The sequence below is a fragment of the Delftia sp. S65 genome, assembly GCF_016516495.1.
Classification (GTDB): domain Bacteria; phylum Pseudomonadota; class Gammaproteobacteria; order Burkholderiales; family Burkholderiaceae_C; genus Comamonas; species Comamonas acidovorans.
Genome location: NZ_JACVUR010000002.1, coordinates 178,054 through 193,497, shown reverse-complemented (window position 1 = coordinate 193,497; position 15,444 = coordinate 178,054). Strand labels below are relative to the sequence as shown.

Below are 15,444 nucleotides of genomic sequence, written 5' to 3'. Positions count from 1 at the left end.
GCGGTATCAGAAGATGCCGCATTGCTGGAATTCCTCTCGCAGCCTTGCCACGACAGGGGCCAGCTCCAGCGCTTCAAGCCGGTTCTTCTTCAGGAAGGCGGCCCACTGCGCCTGCTTGGCCGCATCGCTGCTGAAGCCATCGCTCAATCCGGCTGGCAGGCCTGCGGGCAGCGCGAGTTGGCGGCGCTCGAAGGTCGCTGCCATGGCGCGCCGCAGTTCGGCAGGGTCCAGCGTGCCTTCGGTCATCAATACCCAGAGATCGAAGTAGTCCTTCATCCGGGTATTGGCCATGCCCAGCAGGCATATCGCGTGGAGTTTTTCGGCCACCACGGTGTACTTGGGGTAGCTGCGCAGTTGCGGTGCGGGCAGGCCGTCGAGCAGCACGGGGTAGCGGATGGCTTGTGGCGATGGTGTCACGGCATCGCCGAAGCCTATGTCCACCTGCAGCGTGATGCGTGCACCGTCCAGCGTGGCGCGCAGGTCAATCCGTACTCCGCCATAGCCGGCTTCCTTGCGGATGGTGGTTCCACGCACCGACGCGGCATCGAAGGCAATGCCGTCGTCCACGGCAATCCGGCAGATCTCGCGGAAAGCGCTCACCGCCGAGTCAACGTCGTCCAGGCCAAAGCCCAGCAGATCGGCGTCGCGGGTCGGCCTGTGCGGCTGCTCGTACCAGATGGCAAACAGCAGTGCGCCCTTGAGCAGATAGCTATCCGCATGGGGCGAGATGGACAGGCGGTACAGCAGGCGCTCCAGGCCATAGTGGGTGAGCGTGAGGTTGAAGTCCTGCCTGCGGGCGTCCGCGCATTGCTTCAAACGTGCACGGATCGAGGCTGCGATATCGCGGCTCATGATGCGGCGATGCTTTCGAGGTAGGGGCGTATCACATTGCTGACGCGGTCGATGGCGGCGTAGTGCCAGAGCGCATCGGCCGTCAGCTTGCGTTGTGCCCATCCGTCGCGCAGTGCTTCCAGCGCCACATCCAGGCCGATCTTGTTGCGGTACTTGAAGCAATCGGCCACGGTCTTCGATGCGTTGAAGACGGCGACACCGACGCCATCGATCTGCAGGGTTTCCACGCCTTCGGACAGTGCCGCACCGGACATGCGGATGGCGCGCAACGCAGGCTGGTCTATGCGGGGCGTGGGCGAGTGATGGGGAATGGCCATCCACACCTCGAAGGGCGCCTGCGTTCCTATGCCGTGGACCCGCAGCGCGGACAGCAGGCAGACCACCCCTTGCGGCACGCGCAGGGCCACTTCCGCCAGCGAGCGGTGCTCGCTGAGCGGCCGGCCCGGCAGGCTGTACAGGCCGCGTGCAACGCGTTCAAGGCGGCCTGCCGCGACCAGCCGGCTCAGCGCCATGGTCGGCAGGCCAAGCGCGGCAAGGTCGCGTGCGCGCAGCAGCGGCCGTTGTTCGGCCAGTGCCAGAACGGCTTGTTCGAGCGCGGAGCCAGGAGCGGGCATGCCGGAGTCTGTTGTATTGATTAGGCAATTATCAATAACTGAAGAAGAAATACAACGGACAACAGCAACGTGACCGAGAGCGCGACGGTTCCCGGTCCATGAAGCGGTCAGGGCTGGGCCGCCACCGGCGGCTGCGCCGCGAGCTTGACGTTCTGCGCATGCGTGGGCGGCAGCAGCGCCATGGTCAGGCTGCAGGTGCAGGTCAGGCGGCCGGTTTCGTCGTGCAGTTCGATGGCCCAGACATGGGTGGTCTGGCCCAGGTGCACGGGGCGGGCCGTGCCCGTGACCCAGCCCTGGCGCGCGGCGCGCACATGGTTGGCCGAGACGTTCAGGCCCACGCTGCGCCAGCCCTCGGGGATGGAGCAGGCCGCGGCCACCGAGCCCAGGGTCTCGGCCAGCACCACGTTCACGCCGCCGTGCAGGATGCCGTAGGGCTGGCAGGTGCGCTGGTCCACGTGCACGCGGCCGCGCAGGAAGTCGTCACCGATCTCGGTGAACTCGATGCCCAGGTGCGAGACGGCCGTGTCGGCGCTCAGCGAGGTGATGTCTTCAAGGGTGAAGCTGCGCTTCCAGATCGGCATGGGAGAAGTCCTGTGGGTGCAACGAAAAAGACGGCCCCGTGGGCCGTCCTTGCATGCTACGCCAGTCCGGGCAGCCATGCCGATGGCCGCCTGTAGCCCAGGAGACTGCGCGCTGGCGCGCTAACGCGCTTGCGCGGTTCAGGCGCGCATGTCGCCCGTTTCGACAAAGCGCTGGTGCCAGCTCAGCGCTTCGCCAAGGATGTGCGGCGTGTGCAGCGCGCCCTGGCGCTGGGCGCGGTCGAAGTAGTCCTGCAGCTGGGGGCGGAAGTCGGGATGGGCGCAGCGGTCGATGATGACCTGGGCGCGCTTGCGCGGCGACAGGCCGCGCAGGTCGGCCAGGCCCTGCTCGGTGACGATGATCTGCGTGTCGTGCTCGGTATGGTCCACGTGCGAGCACATGGGCACGATGCAGCTGATCTTGCCGCCCTTGGCCACCGAGGGCGTGACGAAGAAGGACAGGTAGCCGTTGCGCGCGAAATCGCCCGAGCCGCCGATGCCGTTCATCATCCCCGTGCCCATGACGTGGGTGGAGTTGATGTTGCCGTAGATGTCGGCCTCGATCATGGAGTTCATGGCGATCACGCCCAGCCGGCGCACCAGCTCGGGGTGGTTGCTGATCTCCTGGGGGCGCAGGATGATGCGCTCGCGGTAGAAGTCGATGTTCTCCTCGAAGTCCCTGTAGGCGCTGCCGGACAGCGAGATCGAGGTGGCCGAGGCGCGGCTCATCTTGCCTGCGCGCAGCAGGTCCAGCATGCCGTCCTGCAGCACCTCGGTGAAGCCCAGCAGGTTCTCGAACGGCCCCGTCAGCAGGCCGGCCAGCACGGCGTTGGCCACGTTGCCCACGCCCGACTGGATGGGCAGCATCTCCTTGGGCAGGCGGCCCATCTTCATCTCGTGCGCGAGGAAGTCGATGATGGACGCGGCGATCAGGTTGGAGTTGGCGTCGGGCTGGGCGAAGACGTTGTCGCGGTCGCCCTTGTGGGTTTCGACCACGGCGACCACCTTGGCCGGGTCCACGCGCAGGTAGGGCTCGCCGATTCGGTCATCGGCATGGGTCAGGGCAATGGGCACGCGGCGCGGCGGGATGGCCGTGCCGTAGTAGATGTCGTGCATGCCTTCCATCTTGGCCGGCGGCTTGGTGTTGACCTCCAGAATCACCTTGTCGGCGATCTCCAGCCAGGTCTTGTTGTTGCCCACGGCGGTGGAGGGAATGAGGCGTCCGTCCTCGGTCACGCCCAGCACCTCGACCACGGCCACGCTCATGGGGCCCAGGAAGCCGAACCACGCATGCTGGGCCACGTGGGACAGGTGCATGTCGATGAAGTCGATCTCGCCGGCATTGATCCTGGCGCGGCAGGTCGGGTCGGTGTTGAAGGGCAGGCGCTGGCCCAGTGCGCCGGCCTCGGCCAGGGCGCCGTCCATCTCGGCGGCCGTGGAGGCGCCGGTCCAGACATTGATCTTGTAGGGCCGGCCGGCCGCGTGTTCGCTCTTGGCGTGCTGGGCGATGGCCTGGGGCAGGGCCTTGGGGTAGCCCGCGCCCGTGAATCCGCTCATGCCGACGTTGACGCCGTGGGGGATCAGGGCGGCGGCCTGCTCGGCCGTCATGGTGCGCGAAAGGAATTCTGGGAAACGTACGCGGTCTGCGAGGGACATCTATGGCTCCGGCTGACGGCTCGCGCCAGCCGGCAGGGTGCCGCAGCGCTGGCTTGCAAGCCTAAAAAAAACCGCCCCATGCAAGAACGCAAGGGCGGTATATCTCCGGAAACCGATGGTAGCAGCGCTGGCAGGGGCCCTCGGGTTTCCCCGTAAAGGCCCTGCCGCGCAGTCAAAGGCTCAAGGAATGTTTGCGTGTGCTCACATTCAATGAATCAGCGGCTGATCGTCGCGTGCGTGATCCAGCAGCGCGTATAGGATGATGGCGCCGAAAGTCGCGGTCCCGATGCCGCCCAGCGCGAAGTCGCCGAACTTGAGCGTGAAGTCGCCCGTGCCCAGGATCAGGGTGATGGCCGCCACGATCAGGTTCTTGTTCTGCGAGAAGTCCACGCGGTTGTCCACCCAGATCTTGGCGCCGGCCACGGCGATCAGGCCGAACACCACGATGGACACGCCGCCCATCACGGGCAGCGGGATCGCCTGGATCAGCGCGCCGAACTTGGGCGAGAAGCCCAGCAGCACGGCCAGGACGGCGGCCACGAAGAACACGGCCGTCGAGTAGATGCGCGTGGCGGCCATCACGCCGATGTTCTCGGCATAGGTGGTCACGCCGGTGCCGCCGGCCGCGCCGCTGACCATGGTGGCCACGCCGTCGCCGATGAAGGCCCGGCCCATGTACTGGTCCAGGTTCTTGCCCGTCATGGCGGTCACGGCCTTGATGTGGCCCAGGTTCTCGGCCACCAGGATGATGACCACGGGCACGATGAGCACCATGGCCGGGCCGCTGAACACGGGCGCGTGGAACTGGGGCAGGCCGAACCAGGCGGCATTGATCACGCCCGACAGGTCCACGGGCTTGCCCATGCCCAGCACATTGGTGAACAGGCCGTACAGCAGGCTGGCGGCGATCAGGCCCACCAGGATCAGCAGGCGCTGCACCATGCCGCGCGTAAACACGGCCACCAGGCCCACGCAGACGAAGGTCAGGGCCTGCATCCACGACTCGAAGTTGTTGGCCGCCATGTTCTTGACGGGGATGGCCGCCAGGTTCAGCCCGATCACGGCCACCACGGCGCCCGTGACCACGGGCGGCATGAAGCGCTCGATCCAGCGCGTTCCCACCACCTGCACCACCAGGCCGATCAGCGCATAGACCGCGCCGCAGGCAATGATGCCGCCCAGCGCCACGCCGATGTTGCCGTTGGCGCCCTTGCCGCCATAGGCCGTGGCTGCGATCACCACGCCGATGAAGGCAAAGGACGAACCCAGGTAGCTGGGCACCTTGCCGCCCGTGATCAGGAAGAAGATCAGCGTGCCGATGCCGCTCATGAGCACGGCCACGTTGGGGTCGAACCCCATGAGGATGGGCGCCAGCACGGTGGAGCCGAACATGGCGATCACGTGCTGTATGCCCATCAGCCCGGTCTGGGGCCAGGGCAGGCGCTCATCGGGGCCGATCACGCCTCCCCGTTGCAGCTGGTTGGCGGATTTTTCCGTCCATTGGAAAAGGCCCATGTGGCATCGCTCCTTGTAAAAAATTGGCGCGATATTAGAGGCATTTGTTTTCTGGCAGGTGGGGTGGAGCGGAAATTTTTTCCCAGTGTTTGTGCGGAGATACGCGATCCGGCCCGCAGACTTTGTCGCCCAGGTGCCAGGCTAGTGGCTTTCCCGTCTGGGCTCGCGGGCAGCGCGCGCGTACCGTGGCCGGTCATGAGCCATACCCCTGCCTTCATCCCCCAGATCCGCCTGTACCAGGACTGGCTGCGCGAGCGCCACGGCCTGCAGTTCGACAGCTACGACGCCCTGTGGCGCTGGTCGGTGACCGACCTGGACGCCTTCTGGCAAAGCATCTGGGACTACAACGCGCTGCAGTCGCCCACGCCGCACACGGCCGTGCTGGAGCGCAACACCATGCCCGGCGCCCAGTGGTTTCCGGGCGCCCAGATCAACTACACGCGCCAGGCGCTGCGCCATGTGGATGCCGCCCATGCGGCCGGCATGCCCGCCGTGGTCAGCCGCAACGAGACGGGCCGCCACCGCGAACTGTCCTGGCCCGACCTGCGCCGGCAGGTCGCCGCCCTGGCCCTGCACCTGAAGGCCCAGGGCGTGGGCCGCGGCGACCGCGTGGCCGCCTACCTGCCCAACATCCCCGAGGCCATGGTCGCCCTGCTGGCCACGGCCAGCCTGGGCGCCGTCTGGAGCATCTGCGCGCCCGACATGGGCACCAACGCGGTGCTGGACCGCTTTCGCCAGATCGCGCCCAAGGCGCTGATCGCCGTCGATGGCGTGCACTACGCCGGGCGCGATATCGACCGCATGGCCGTGCTGGCGGAGCTGCGCGCAGGCCTGCCCAGCGTGGAGCATGTGGTCCTTGTGCCCAACCTGGACCTGCAGGCGAGGCTGGCCGATGCCGCCGACTACGGCCAGGTCACGGCCCGCGACGACGCGGCCACGGCGGCCTTCGAGCCCGAATGGCTGCCCTTCGACCACCCGCTGTGGATCGTCTACTCCAGCGGCACCACCGGCCTGCCCAAGCCCATCGTCCACGGCCATGGCGGCATGGTGCTGGTGGCCCTGCAGCTCAAGGCCCTGCACAACGACGTGGGCTGCAGCTACCACCCCAACAGCTGGGGCGAGCGCTACCACTGGTACAGCTCCACGGGCTGGGTGATGTGGAACGCCCAGGTCTCGGGCCTCCTGGGCGGCACCACCTGCGTGATCTTCGACGGCAGCCCCGGCGGCAGCAAGGACAGGCCCGACTGGGGCGTGCTGTGGCGCTTCGCGGCCGAGACCGGCGTGACCAGCTTCGGCTCGGGCGCGGCCTTCTACGCCAACTGCATGAAGGCCGGCGTGGAGCTGGCCCAGTGCGGCGACCTGTCGCGCATCCGCAGCCTGGGCACCACGGGCTCGCCGCTGTCGCCGGAGGTGCAAAGCTGGGGCACGGCGCAGTTCGCCAGCATGGGGCGGCCTGACATCTGGTGGAACAACATCTCGGGGGGCACCGACTTCGCGGGCGCCTTCATCGGCGGCCACCGCGAACTGCCGCAGCAGCCGGGCATCATGCAGTGCCGCCAGCTGGGCGCGGCCGTGGAGGCGTGGAACGAGCAGGGCCAGCCCGTCATCGACGAGGTGGGCGAGCTGGTCTGCACCCAGCCCATCCCCTCCATGCCCCTGTACCTGTGGGGCGATGCGGACGGCAAGCGCTACCTGTCCAGCTACTTCGACATGTACCCGGCCGGCCATGGCCGCGCGCCCGGCGGCGGCGACGGCCCCGCCGCCATGGGCCCGGTCTGGCGCCACGGCGACTGGATACGCATCCTCCCGGAGGGCGGCTGCATCATCTACGGCCGCAGCGACGCCACCATCAACCGCCACGGCCTGCGCATGGGCACCAGCGAGATCTACAGCGCCGTCGAGGCCCTGCCCGAAGTGCTGGACTCCATGGTCGTGGACCTCGAATACCTGGGCCGCGAAAGCTACATGCCGCTGTTCGTGGTGCTGCGCCCGGGCGTGGATCTGGACGACGCCCTGCGCGCCCGACTGCAGGGCGCCATCCGCCAGGCCCTGTCGCCGCGCTTCGTGCCCGACGACATCGTGCAGGTGGCCGAGATCCCGCGCACGCTCAGCGGCAAGAAGCAGGAGCTGCCCATCAAGAAGCTGATGCTGGGCCAGCCGCTGGACAAGGTGGTCAACAAGGAGGCCATGGCCAACCCGGGCTGCCTGGACTGGTATGTGGGCTTTGCGGCGCAGCATGCCAAGGCACAGGCCGCCTGATATTCAAACGATATCAGTGGCGCGGTTTTTAATATTGGACTGCGACAGACCGGCTGCCTAGAGTGGGGTCCAACCATGGAGCCCTGCAATGAGCGTGCTTGATTCCCTTGCCCTGACCCGCATCCCCGCCGAGGACGAAGCCCTGCGCGCCGAGGTGCGCGCCTTCCTCGCCCAGGCCATAAGCGGCCTGCCGCCCCATGTGCGTGCGCGCTCCTGGGGCGGCTACAGCGCCGAGCTGAGCCGGCAGCTGGGCGAAAAGGGCTGGATAGGCGTCACCCTGCCGCGCGAGTACGGCGGCGGCGGGCGCAGCGCCTTCACGCGCTATGTGCTGGTGGAGGAATACCTGGCCTGCGGCGCGCCCGTGGGCTCGCACTGGATTGCCGACCGCCAGAGCGGCCCGCTGATCCTCAAGTACGGCACCGAGGCGCAAAAGCGGTTCTACCTGCCGCGCATCTGCCGGGGCGAGGCCTTCTTTTGCATCGGCATGAGCGAGCCCGGCGCGGGCTCGGACCTGGCCAGCGTGAAGACGCGCGCCGTGCCGAACGACAAGGGCTTCGTGCTCAACGGCCAGAAGATCTGGACCACCAACGCCCACCACTGCCACTACATGATCGCCCTGGTGCGCACCTCGGGCGAGGCGGGTGACCGGCACAAGGGGCTGTCCCAGGTCATCGTGGACCTGTCGCTGCCGGGCGTGACCGTGCGGCCCATCACCGACCTCTCGGGCGACAGCCATTTCTGCGAAGTCTTCTTCGACAACGTGCAGCTGCCGCCCGACGCCCTGATCGGCCAGGAAGGCCAGGGCTGGGAGCAGGTCACGGCCGAGCTGGCCTTCGAGCGCAGCGGGCCCGAGCGGCTGTTCTCCAGCATCGTGCTGTTCGACGAATGGCTGGCCTGGCTGCGTGCAACGGGCGAGCGCAGCGAAGGTGCGCTGCGCCTGGCCGGCCGCGTGTTCACCGAGCTGGCCCCGCTGCGCGCCATGTCGGTGGCCGTGCAGGACAAGCTGGTGCGCGGCGAAAGCCCCATCGTCGAGGCGGCCCTGGTCAAGGAGCTGGGCACGACGCTGGAGCAGTCCATTCCCGCCGCCATCGCCGACGACCTGTTCGCACGCGAGGCGTCCGAGGTTCCGCTGGAGCTGCTGCGCACCCTCAACTACGTGACGGAGGTTGCGCCTTCGTATTCATTGCGCGGCGGCACGCGCGACATCCTGCGCGGAATGATCGCGCGTGGTTTGGGGCTGCGTTGAATAAGGTTCCCCTTGAGTTGGGGCGCGCCAGTTTCAAACGGAACGCCCAAGGCCTGGCGTCATGTGTCATGAATGGAGAGAGACATGGAAGACGATTTGTTTGCCGATGCCGCACGCCAGCTGCTGCAGGGCGAGTGCACGCCCGCGCAGGTGCGCGCCATCGAGGCCGGGGGCTCGCCCCGGGCGCTGTGGCAATCGCTGGAGCAGGCCGGCTTTGCCGATGCCCTGGCGCCTGAGCACGCGGGCGGCGCGGGGCTGGCGCTGGCGCAGCTGTTCGATGTGTGGTCGCAGGCCGGCGCCCATGCGCTGCCCGTGCCGCTGGGCGAGACCATGCTGGCGCGCGCGCTGCTGGCGGGCGCGGGGGCGGAGCGTCCACCAGGCGCCATCGCGTTGGCGCAAGGCCTGCTCCAGCCGGATGGCAGCCTGCACTGCGCACCCGTGCGCCTGGGCGCGGTGGCGGACAGCGTGCTGGTGCAGCATGCGCAGGGCTGGAGCCTGCTGCCCGTGGCGCAGGCGCAGTCCGAGCCGGCGGCCTTCTGCCTGGACGTGAACCTGCGCTGGAGCGCCGATCAGGTCCGCGCAGCACCTGCTCCCGATATCGCCCTGCCGGATGGGCTGGACCTGCGCACGCTGCAGGCCAGCCTGGTGGCGGCGCAGCTGGCGGGCGCGCTCATGGAGGTGTTCCAGCGCACGCTGCAGTATGCGAATGACCGCCAGCAGTTCGGCCGCCCCATCGGCAAGTTCCAGGCCATACAGCACCAGCTGGCGGTGATGAGCGAGCATGTCTTCGCCGCGCGCATGGCGGCCCGGCTGGGCTGCGCGGGGCAGGGCATCTTCCCCGATCGGCTGCGCGTGGCCGTGGCCAAAGCGCGCTGCAGCCAGGCCGCGCTGGCCGTGGCCGAGGCGGCGCACGCCATCCACGGCGCCATGGGCTTCACCGAGGAATACGACCTGCAACTGCTCACCCGCCGCCTGCATGCCTGGCGCCAGACGGCCGGCTCCGAGTCGTACTGGCATGGCGTGGCAGGCGCCGCGCTGGTCCATGGCCACGCGGGCAGCACCCTGGATCTGATCCGCTCCACCACCGATATCACCACCGATATCACCGCCTGACAGGCTCTCGAAGGAACCCCATCCATGCCCTTTCTGAACATCGAGCGCGACGGCGCCATCTGGACCCTCACCATGAACCAGCCCGAGACGCGCAACGCGCTCACGGGCAACACGGCCGTGGAGGAATTCGTGCAGGTCTGCGACGAGATCCGGCGCGATGCCTCGGTCAAGGCCGTCATCCTCACGGGCGCCGGCCCCATCTTCAGCTCGGGCGGCAACGTCAAGGACATGCAGCGCTTCTTCGACGACGCGCTCACGCCCGATGCCATCCGCGAGGAATACCGCCAGGGCATACAGCGCATTCCGCGCGCCCTCAACCAGCTGGACGTGCCCGTGATCTGCGCCATCAACGGCCCGGCCATCGGCGCGGGGCTGGACCTGACCTGCATGTGCGACATCCGCATCGCCAGCGAGACGGCCACCTTTGCCGAGAGCTTCGTGCGCGTGGGCATCGTCCCCGGGGACGGCGGCGCCTGGCTGCTGCCGCGCGCCGTGGGCCGCGCCAAGGCGGCCGAGATGGCGTTCACGGGCGAGGCCATCGATGCGCAGCAGGCCCTGGCCTGCGGCCTGGTCAGCCGCGTCGTGCCCGCCGACCAGCTGCTGCCCACGGCGCGTGCGCTGGCCGACAAGATCGCCGCCAACCCCGGCGCCGTGATGCGCATGACCAAGCGCCTCTTGCGCGAGGGTGAGCACAGCACGCTGGAGTCGCTGCTGGAGCTGTCCGCCGGCTACCAGGCCCTGGCCCACAAGACCGCCGACCACCGCGAGGCCGTGATGGCCTTCGTGGAGAAGCGTAAGCCCCGGTTTCAGTGACCGGGCCCGCCCGGCCCCCGCCACGGGGGCATGGGCCGTGTGTGACACAACACAAATGGACACTCCCCGGTGCCGGCCTCCCGGCGGGAGTGGGCGCCCATGTACTGCGCACACAGTACACTTTGCGCGTCGAGAGGCAACTCTCCCATCCACCGCACTCCCAGTCCCATGGCCGTTGAAACGACGAGTACTGCCCGCCCCAGCTTCGACCTCAAGAGCGCGCAGCTGCCCGTGGTGGCCGTGACCCTGCGGGATACCGACGTACGTGCGCTCGTGGCCGACCTGGCCCAGCGCCTGGCCGACGACCCGGATTTCTTCGACAACGACCCCGTGCTGATCGACCTGGCCCATGTGCGCGAGGCCGAGGAGGCCATCGACTTCGCCGTGCTCGTGGAGGCACTGCGCTTTCACCGCACCGTGCCCGTGGCCGTGCGCGGCGGCAGCCCGGCGCAGATGGAGGCGGCGCGTGCCGCAGGCCTGGCGCCCGCGCCCGAGGCCGCACCCGTGCGGCCCACGGTGCCCGAGATCGAGATCCAGGAAGTCGTGCGCGAGGTCGAGGTGGTGCGCGAGGTGCCTGCTCCCCAGGCCGACGCCCTCATCGTGGACAAGCCGCTGCGCTCGGGCCAGCGCGTCTATGCGCGCGGCACCGACATCGTGGTGCTGGCCATGGTCAGCTATGGCGCCGAAGTCATCGCCGACGGCAACGTCCATGTCTACGCGCCGCTGCGCGGCAGGGCCATCGCCGGGGCACGCGGCAACACCGAGGCGCGCATCTTCAGCACCTGCATGGAAGCACAGCTGCTGTCGATTGCCGGCATCTATCGCACAATCGAGACCGATCTCCCGGCGGACGTGGCTGCCAGGCCCGCCAAGGTGCGTCTCGACGGCGAGAAAATCCTCATCGAGCCGGTATGACACCGGACCCCTCTTCTTTGCTCTCCAGTCTTTAAGGAACCGTGCAAACATGGCCAAAATAGTCGTCGTGACCTCCGGCAAGGGTGGCGTGGGCAAGACCACCACCAGCGCCAGCTTCGCATCGGGCCTCGCATTGCGCGGGCACAAGACCGCCGTCATCGATTTCGACGTGGGCCTGCGCAACCTGGACCTGATCATGGGCTGCGAGCGCCGCGTGGTCTACGACCTGATCAACGTCATCCAGGGAGAGGCCAACCTCAACCAGGCCCTGATCAAGGACAAGCAGTGCGACAACCTCTTCGTGCTGGCCGCCTCCCAGACGCGTGACAAGGATGCGCTGACGCAGGACGGCGTCAAGAAGATCCTGGACGACCTGGCGGGCATGGACTTCGAGTACATCATCTGCGACTCGCCGGCCGGCATCGAAAGCGGCGCCCTGATCGCCATGCACTTCGCCGACGAGGCCCTGGTCGTGACCAACCCGGAAGTCTCCTCCGTGCGCGACTCCGACCGCATCCTGGGCATGCTCAGCTCCAAGACCGCGCGTGCCATTGCGGGCGAGAGCGTCAAGGAACACCTGCTGATCACGCGCTACAACCCCAACCGCGTGCAGGACGGCCAGATGCTGTCGCTGGAGGACATCCAGGACATCCTGCGCATCGAGCTGATCGGCGTCGTGCCCGAGTCCGAAACCGTGCTGCAGGCCTCCAACCAGGGCATTCCCGCCGTGCACATGCAGGGCTCGGACGTGGCCGAGGCCTACCAGGACGTGGTCGCGCGCTTCCTGGGCGAGGAAAAGCCCATGCGCTTCACCGAAGCGCAAAAGCCCGGCTTCTTCAAACGCATGTTCGGGGGGAGGTAAGCGGCCATGTCCATGCTCTCTTTCCTGCTCGGAGAAAAGAAGAAGACGGCCTCGGTGGCCAAGGAGCGCCTGCAGATCATCCTCGCGCGCGAACGCGTGGGCGGCAATGGCGGCGGTCCCGACTACCTGCCTGCGCTGCAAAAGGAGCTGATGGCGGTGATCTCCAAGTACGTGGACATCGACGTCAACGACATCAAGGTGCACCTGGAGCGCCAGGAAAACCTCGAAGTGCTCGAAGTCAAGATCGAACTGCCCGACGCCTCGCGCTGAGCGCCGCCCGGCGCCGTGCTCAGCCCAGGCGCAGCGTGCAGCGCAACCCGCCCAGCGGGCTCGGTCCCATCTCCAGCGATCCACCATAGGTCTCGGCGATGTCGCGCACGATGGCCAGGCCCAGGCCGTGGCCCTGGGCCTGTTCGTCGAAGCGGACACCGCGTTCCATGGCCTGCGCGAGATGCTCCGGCGCCAGGCCTGGGCCGTCGTCATCGATCTGCAGCAGCGTCGTCGTGCCGTCCTGGCACACGGCCAGCGTGACGCGGCTGCGCGCCCACTTGCCGGCGTTGTCCAGCAGGTTTCCCGCCATCTCCTCCAGGTCCGAGGCCGCGCCGCGCCAGCGCAGCCCGTGGCCGGGCAGCGGCGTGGAGGTCTGGATGGACCAGGACAGGCGACGCTGGGCGTGGATCTGGCGCATGGCATCCAGCAGCCGGGCCAGCACCTCATCCAGCGCCACGCTGCCGGCGCTGCCGGCGCCGCTGGCGAAGCGCGCCAGATGGCGGTCGATGGTGTGGGACATGGCCTGTACCTGGTCACGCAGCCATGGGCCATCGACCTGATGGCCGCGTGCCTGGATGCCGAGCACGGCCAGCGGCTTCTTGAGCGCATGGCTCAGGTCGGCCGCCTGGTGGCGCGCGCGCTCCACGACCTGGGCATTGCGCTGCAGCACCTGGTCCACCGCCTCGGCAATCGGGTCCAGGTCGGGGCCGAAGTGCCGCCCCAGCTGCGTGCGTGTGCCGTCTTCCATGTCCTGCAGCGCCTGCTGCAGGCTGCGCAGCGGCTGCAATCCCAGGCGCACCAGCGCCACCGTGCACAGCAGCAGCGCGGCGACCAGGCCCAGCTCGGTGACCAGCAGGATGCGGTCGATGCGGCGCCATTCCTGGCGCGTACCGTCCAGCGGGCCGAAGACATGCAGCTGCACGCGCCGGCCCGCGACATCGAAGCTGCGGCGCAGGCCCAGCAGTTCGCGCCCCTGCGGCCCGCGCAGCGACAGCAGCGTCTCGCTGCCCTTGTGCCGGGGCCAGGGACGGGCGTCGTCGAGCTCCAGGCTGTCGTCCCAGACCGAGCGCGACTGCTGCAGCCGCCCGTCCTGCTCCAGTGTCCAGTACCAGCCCGAGAAAATGCGGCCGAACTCGCCGCGATTGAGCCGCGTGCCCTGTCCGGTCAGGGGCCCAGGGGACTGCAGCTCGGCCTGCAGCCGCTCGGCACGGTCCTGCAGGCCGGCCTTGAAGCTGCGCAGCACCGCATCGTGCAACTGCTCGCGCAGCAGCCAGCTGGCGGCCGTGCCGCAGGCCAGCGTGGCCACCAGGCTCAGTGCCAGCAGGCGCTCCGACAGGCCCCAGTGCCTAGGCCGCATGGTCGCCGCTGGCCTGCTGCAGGCGAAAGCCCCGTCCGCGCTCGGTATGGATCAGGCCATGCGGGGACAGTTTGCGGCGGATGCGGCCGACCAGCACGTCCACGGTGTTGGAGTCCGGGTCCAGGTCGCGTGCGTAGACATGCTCGCTGATGTCGGCGCGGCTGACGAGCTGTCCATGCCGGTTGGTCAGAAAGCTCAGGATGCGTTGCTCCTGCGCGGTCAGCGCAAGCGGCCGACCTTCGAGCGTGAAGCGGTCTGCCATGGTGTCGTAGGCCAGCGGGCCTATCTGCACCAGGGGCCGGCTGCTGCCTGCTGCGCGCCGGTGCAGCACGCGCAGCCGCGTGACGACCTCCTCGTGCAGAAAGGGCTTGGTCAGGTAGTCGTCCGCGCCGGCCTGGAAGGCCGTGAGCTTGTCGCTCCAGCGGTTGCGGGCCGTGAGCACCAGCACGGGAAAGGAGCGGCCCTGCTCGCGCCAATGGCGCAGCACCGAGACGCCGTCCTGTCCTGGCAGCCCCAGGTCCAGCAAGGCGGCGTCATAGTGTTCGACGCTGCCCAGTTCCTGGGCGAGGCGGCCGTCCGCGCAGCACTCGGCCAGCATGCCGGCCTCCTGCAGGATGGCCTGCAGGCCTGCAGCAAGATCGGCGTCGTCTTCGACGATGAGCACCCGCATCAGCGCAGTCCGTCCTCTTCGATGGGCTGGCCGCTGTACGCATCCACATGCACTTCGATGCTGCGGCCGGCGCTCAGCTGCAACTCGACCTCGTAGTAGGCGCGCTGCCGGACGTCGATCTTGAGCTCGGCCTCTGTGGCGCGGGCTTGGTACTTGCGCTCCAGCTCCTCAAGAATGCGCGGCAGCGGTTGCAGCGTGGCGGCCTGCTCCCGGCTCAGGACAGGCTCCACCAGGATGCGGCCCGTCTGGGCGTCGGCGCGCAGCAGCTGCTCACGGCCTTCGCGCGTGAGCAGCTGGATCTCGTAGTAGGGCCTGGGGCTGCGCGTTTCCTCCAGCTCGATCTGCAGCACGGTGCCGGGATGCAAGCGGGTGACGGCTGCCGCCACGGCGGACATGGGTATCAGCACGGCGGTGGTCGCGCCTGGCCGGGGGATGTCCTGTCCCGTGACTGCATCGATATAGATCTCCGTGCGCTGGCCATTGGCGAGCTTGATTTCGTACCAGCGCCGGCCGTCGGCGCCGCGCTCGAGTTCGATGTCGATGACGCGCCCTTTGTGGCGCTGCTGCACGTCCTGGAGGATTTCCGCCAAGGGCCGCAGGCGCTTCGACTGCACCTCGCGGCGCACGCTTTCATGCTCCGCTGGCGTGGTGGCAGAGGCGGGCGCCAGCGTCAGGGCCAGCAAGGCAGCAAGTGCGAGGCGGAGTTTCACGGCCACGCATCTTA

General features: G+C 68.2%; 15 protein-coding genes. 7 read left to right on the top strand and 8 right to left on the bottom strand.

The annotated features are described in order from the left end of the window. Positions 1–6: 6 nt before the first annotated feature. The 5 genes from IAE24_RS02800 to IAE24_RS02780 form a co-directional block, all read right to left on the bottom strand. Positions 7–852, bottom strand: a complete 846-nt coding sequence (locus tag IAE24_RS02800) for a nucleotidyl transferase AbiEii/AbiGii toxin family protein (RefSeq protein ID WP_199958689.1) — start codon at positions 850–852, stop codon at positions 7–9. Next, positions 849–1,466, bottom strand: a complete 618-nt coding sequence (locus tag IAE24_RS02795) for a type IV toxin-antitoxin system AbiEi family antitoxin domain-containing protein (RefSeq protein WP_199958690.1) — start codon at positions 1,464–1,466, stop codon at positions 849–851. Before IAE24_RS02795 ends, IAE24_RS02800 begins: the two co-directional genes overlap by 4 nt. Positions 1,467–1,573: 107 nt before the next feature. Continuing rightward, a complete protein-coding gene (locus tag IAE24_RS02790; RefSeq protein ID WP_012202024.1) occupies positions 1,574–2,047 on the bottom strand; it encodes a hotdog fold thioesterase in 474 nt (157 codons plus the stop codon). 138 nt (positions 2,048–2,185) lie between these two features. Then, positions 2,186–3,700 (bottom strand): acetyl-CoA hydrolase/transferase family protein, encoded by a 1,515-nt coding sequence (locus IAE24_RS02785; RefSeq protein ID WP_012202025.1) that lies wholly within the window; start codon positions 3,698–3,700, stop codon positions 2,186–2,188. Positions 3,701–3,907: 207 nt separating this feature from the next. Continuing rightward, positions 3,908–5,215 (bottom strand): solute carrier family 23 protein, encoded by a 1,308-nt coding sequence (locus IAE24_RS02780; RefSeq protein ID WP_199958691.1) that lies wholly within the window; start codon positions 5,213–5,215, stop codon positions 3,908–3,910. Positions 5,216–5,410: 195 nt separating this feature from the next. On the opposite strand from IAE24_RS02780, the gene IAE24_RS02775 reads away from it, so the two are divergent. The 7 genes from IAE24_RS02775 (at position 5,411) to minE (ending at position 12,693) form a co-directional block, all read left to right on the top strand. Then, positions 5,411–7,474 carry an acetoacetate--CoA ligase gene (locus IAE24_RS02775; RefSeq protein WP_199958693.1) on the top strand — a complete coding sequence of 688 codons (2,064 nt, stop codon included), beginning with the start codon at positions 5,411–5,413 and terminating at the stop codon, positions 7,472–7,474. A gap of 88 nt (positions 7,475–7,562) precedes the next feature. After that, positions 7,563–8,720 (top strand): acyl-CoA dehydrogenase family protein, encoded by a 1,158-nt coding sequence (locus IAE24_RS02770; RefSeq protein ID WP_099732580.1) that lies wholly within the window; start codon positions 7,563–7,565, stop codon positions 8,718–8,720. Between the two features lie 84 nt (positions 8,721–8,804). Next, on the top strand, positions 8,805–9,833 hold the full coding sequence (locus IAE24_RS02765) for an acyl-CoA dehydrogenase (RefSeq protein ID WP_199958702.1): 1,029 nt from the start codon (positions 8,805–8,807) through the stop codon (positions 9,831–9,833). Between the two features lie 24 nt (positions 9,834–9,857). Continuing rightward, positions 9,858–10,646: a crotonase/enoyl-CoA hydratase family protein gene (locus tag IAE24_RS02760; RefSeq protein ID WP_199958704.1), complete on the top strand. Its 789-nt coding sequence runs from the start codon at positions 9,858–9,860 to the stop codon at positions 10,644–10,646. Positions 10,647–10,814: 168 nt separating this feature from the next. Further along, complete coding sequence (gene minC / locus IAE24_RS02755) at positions 10,815–11,561, top strand: septum site-determining protein MinC (protein ID WP_017405687.1); 747 nt, start codon at positions 10,815–10,817, stop codon at positions 11,559–11,561. Positions 11,562–11,610: 49 nt separating this feature from the next. Then, positions 11,611–12,423 carry a septum site-determining protein MinD gene (gene minD, locus IAE24_RS02750; protein ID WP_012202032.1) on the top strand — a complete coding sequence of 271 codons (813 nt, stop codon included), beginning with the start codon at positions 11,611–11,613 and terminating at the stop codon, positions 12,421–12,423. 6 nt (positions 12,424–12,429) lie between these two features. Continuing rightward, a complete protein-coding gene (minE, locus tag IAE24_RS02745; protein ID WP_012202033.1) occupies positions 12,430–12,693 on the top strand; it encodes a cell division topological specificity factor MinE in 264 nt (87 codons plus the stop codon). Between the two features lie 19 nt (positions 12,694–12,712). Here the strand turns inward: minE and IAE24_RS02740 are convergent, their stop codons facing one another. From IAE24_RS02740 to IAE24_RS02730, 3 genes are read right to left on the bottom strand one after another with little or no spacing between them, the layout of a single operon-like run. After that, positions 12,713–14,050, bottom strand: coding sequence for a sensor histidine kinase (locus IAE24_RS02740; protein WP_154833008.1), 1,338 nt, complete (start codon positions 14,048–14,050; stop codon positions 12,713–12,715). Next, positions 14,040–14,720, bottom strand: coding sequence for a response regulator transcription factor (locus IAE24_RS02735; RefSeq protein ID WP_199958706.1), 681 nt, complete (start codon positions 14,718–14,720; stop codon positions 14,040–14,042). The genes IAE24_RS02740 and IAE24_RS02735 overlap by 11 nt, the downstream gene beginning before the upstream one ends. Continuing rightward, on the bottom strand, positions 14,720–15,430 hold the full coding sequence (locus IAE24_RS02730) for a PepSY domain-containing protein (protein WP_325100485.1): 711 nt from the start codon (positions 15,428–15,430) through the stop codon (positions 14,720–14,722). Before IAE24_RS02730 ends, IAE24_RS02735 begins: the two co-directional genes overlap by 1 nt. Positions 15,431–15,444 lie beyond the last annotated feature (14 nt).

Coding starts and splice junctions, on each gene's coding strand:
- IAE24_RS02800 (WP_199958689.1), bottom strand. CDS start 852: ATGAGCCGCGATATCGCAGCCTCGATCCGTGCACGTTTGAAGCAATGC.
- IAE24_RS02795 (WP_199958690.1), bottom strand. CDS start 1,466: ATGCCCGCTCCTGGCTCCGCGCTCGAACAAGCCGTTCTGGCACTGGCC.
- IAE24_RS02790 (WP_012202024.1), bottom strand. CDS start 2,047: ATGCCGATCTGGAAGCGCAGCTTCACCCTTGAAGACATCACCTCGCTG.
- IAE24_RS02785 (WP_012202025.1), bottom strand. CDS start 3,700: ATGTCCCTCGCAGACCGCGTACGTTTCCCAGAATTCCTTTCGCGCACC.
- IAE24_RS02780 (WP_199958691.1), bottom strand. CDS start 5,215: ATGGGCCTTTTCCAATGGACGGAAAAATCCGCCAACCAGCTGCAACGG.
- IAE24_RS02775 (WP_199958693.1), top strand. CDS start 5,411: ATGAGCCATACCCCTGCCTTCATCCCCCAGATCCGCCTGTACCAGGAC.
- IAE24_RS02770 (WP_099732580.1), top strand. CDS start 7,563: ATGAGCGTGCTTGATTCCCTTGCCCTGACCCGCATCCCCGCCGAGGAC.
- IAE24_RS02765 (WP_199958702.1), top strand. CDS start 8,805: ATGGAAGACGATTTGTTTGCCGATGCCGCACGCCAGCTGCTGCAGGGC.
- IAE24_RS02760 (WP_199958704.1), top strand. CDS start 9,858: ATGCCCTTTCTGAACATCGAGCGCGACGGCGCCATCTGGACCCTCACC.
- minC (WP_017405687.1), top strand. CDS start 10,815: ATGGCCGTTGAAACGACGAGTACTGCCCGCCCCAGCTTCGACCTCAAG.
- minD (WP_012202032.1), top strand. CDS start 11,611: ATGGCCAAAATAGTCGTCGTGACCTCCGGCAAGGGTGGCGTGGGCAAG.
- minE (WP_012202033.1), top strand. CDS start 12,430: ATGTCCATGCTCTCTTTCCTGCTCGGAGAAAAGAAGAAGACGGCCTCG.
- IAE24_RS02740 (WP_154833008.1), bottom strand. CDS start 14,050: ATGCGGCCTAGGCACTGGGGCCTGTCGGAGCGCCTGCTGGCACTGAGC.
- IAE24_RS02735 (WP_199958706.1), bottom strand. CDS start 14,720: ATGCGGGTGCTCATCGTCGAAGACGACGCCGATCTTGCTGCAGGCCTG.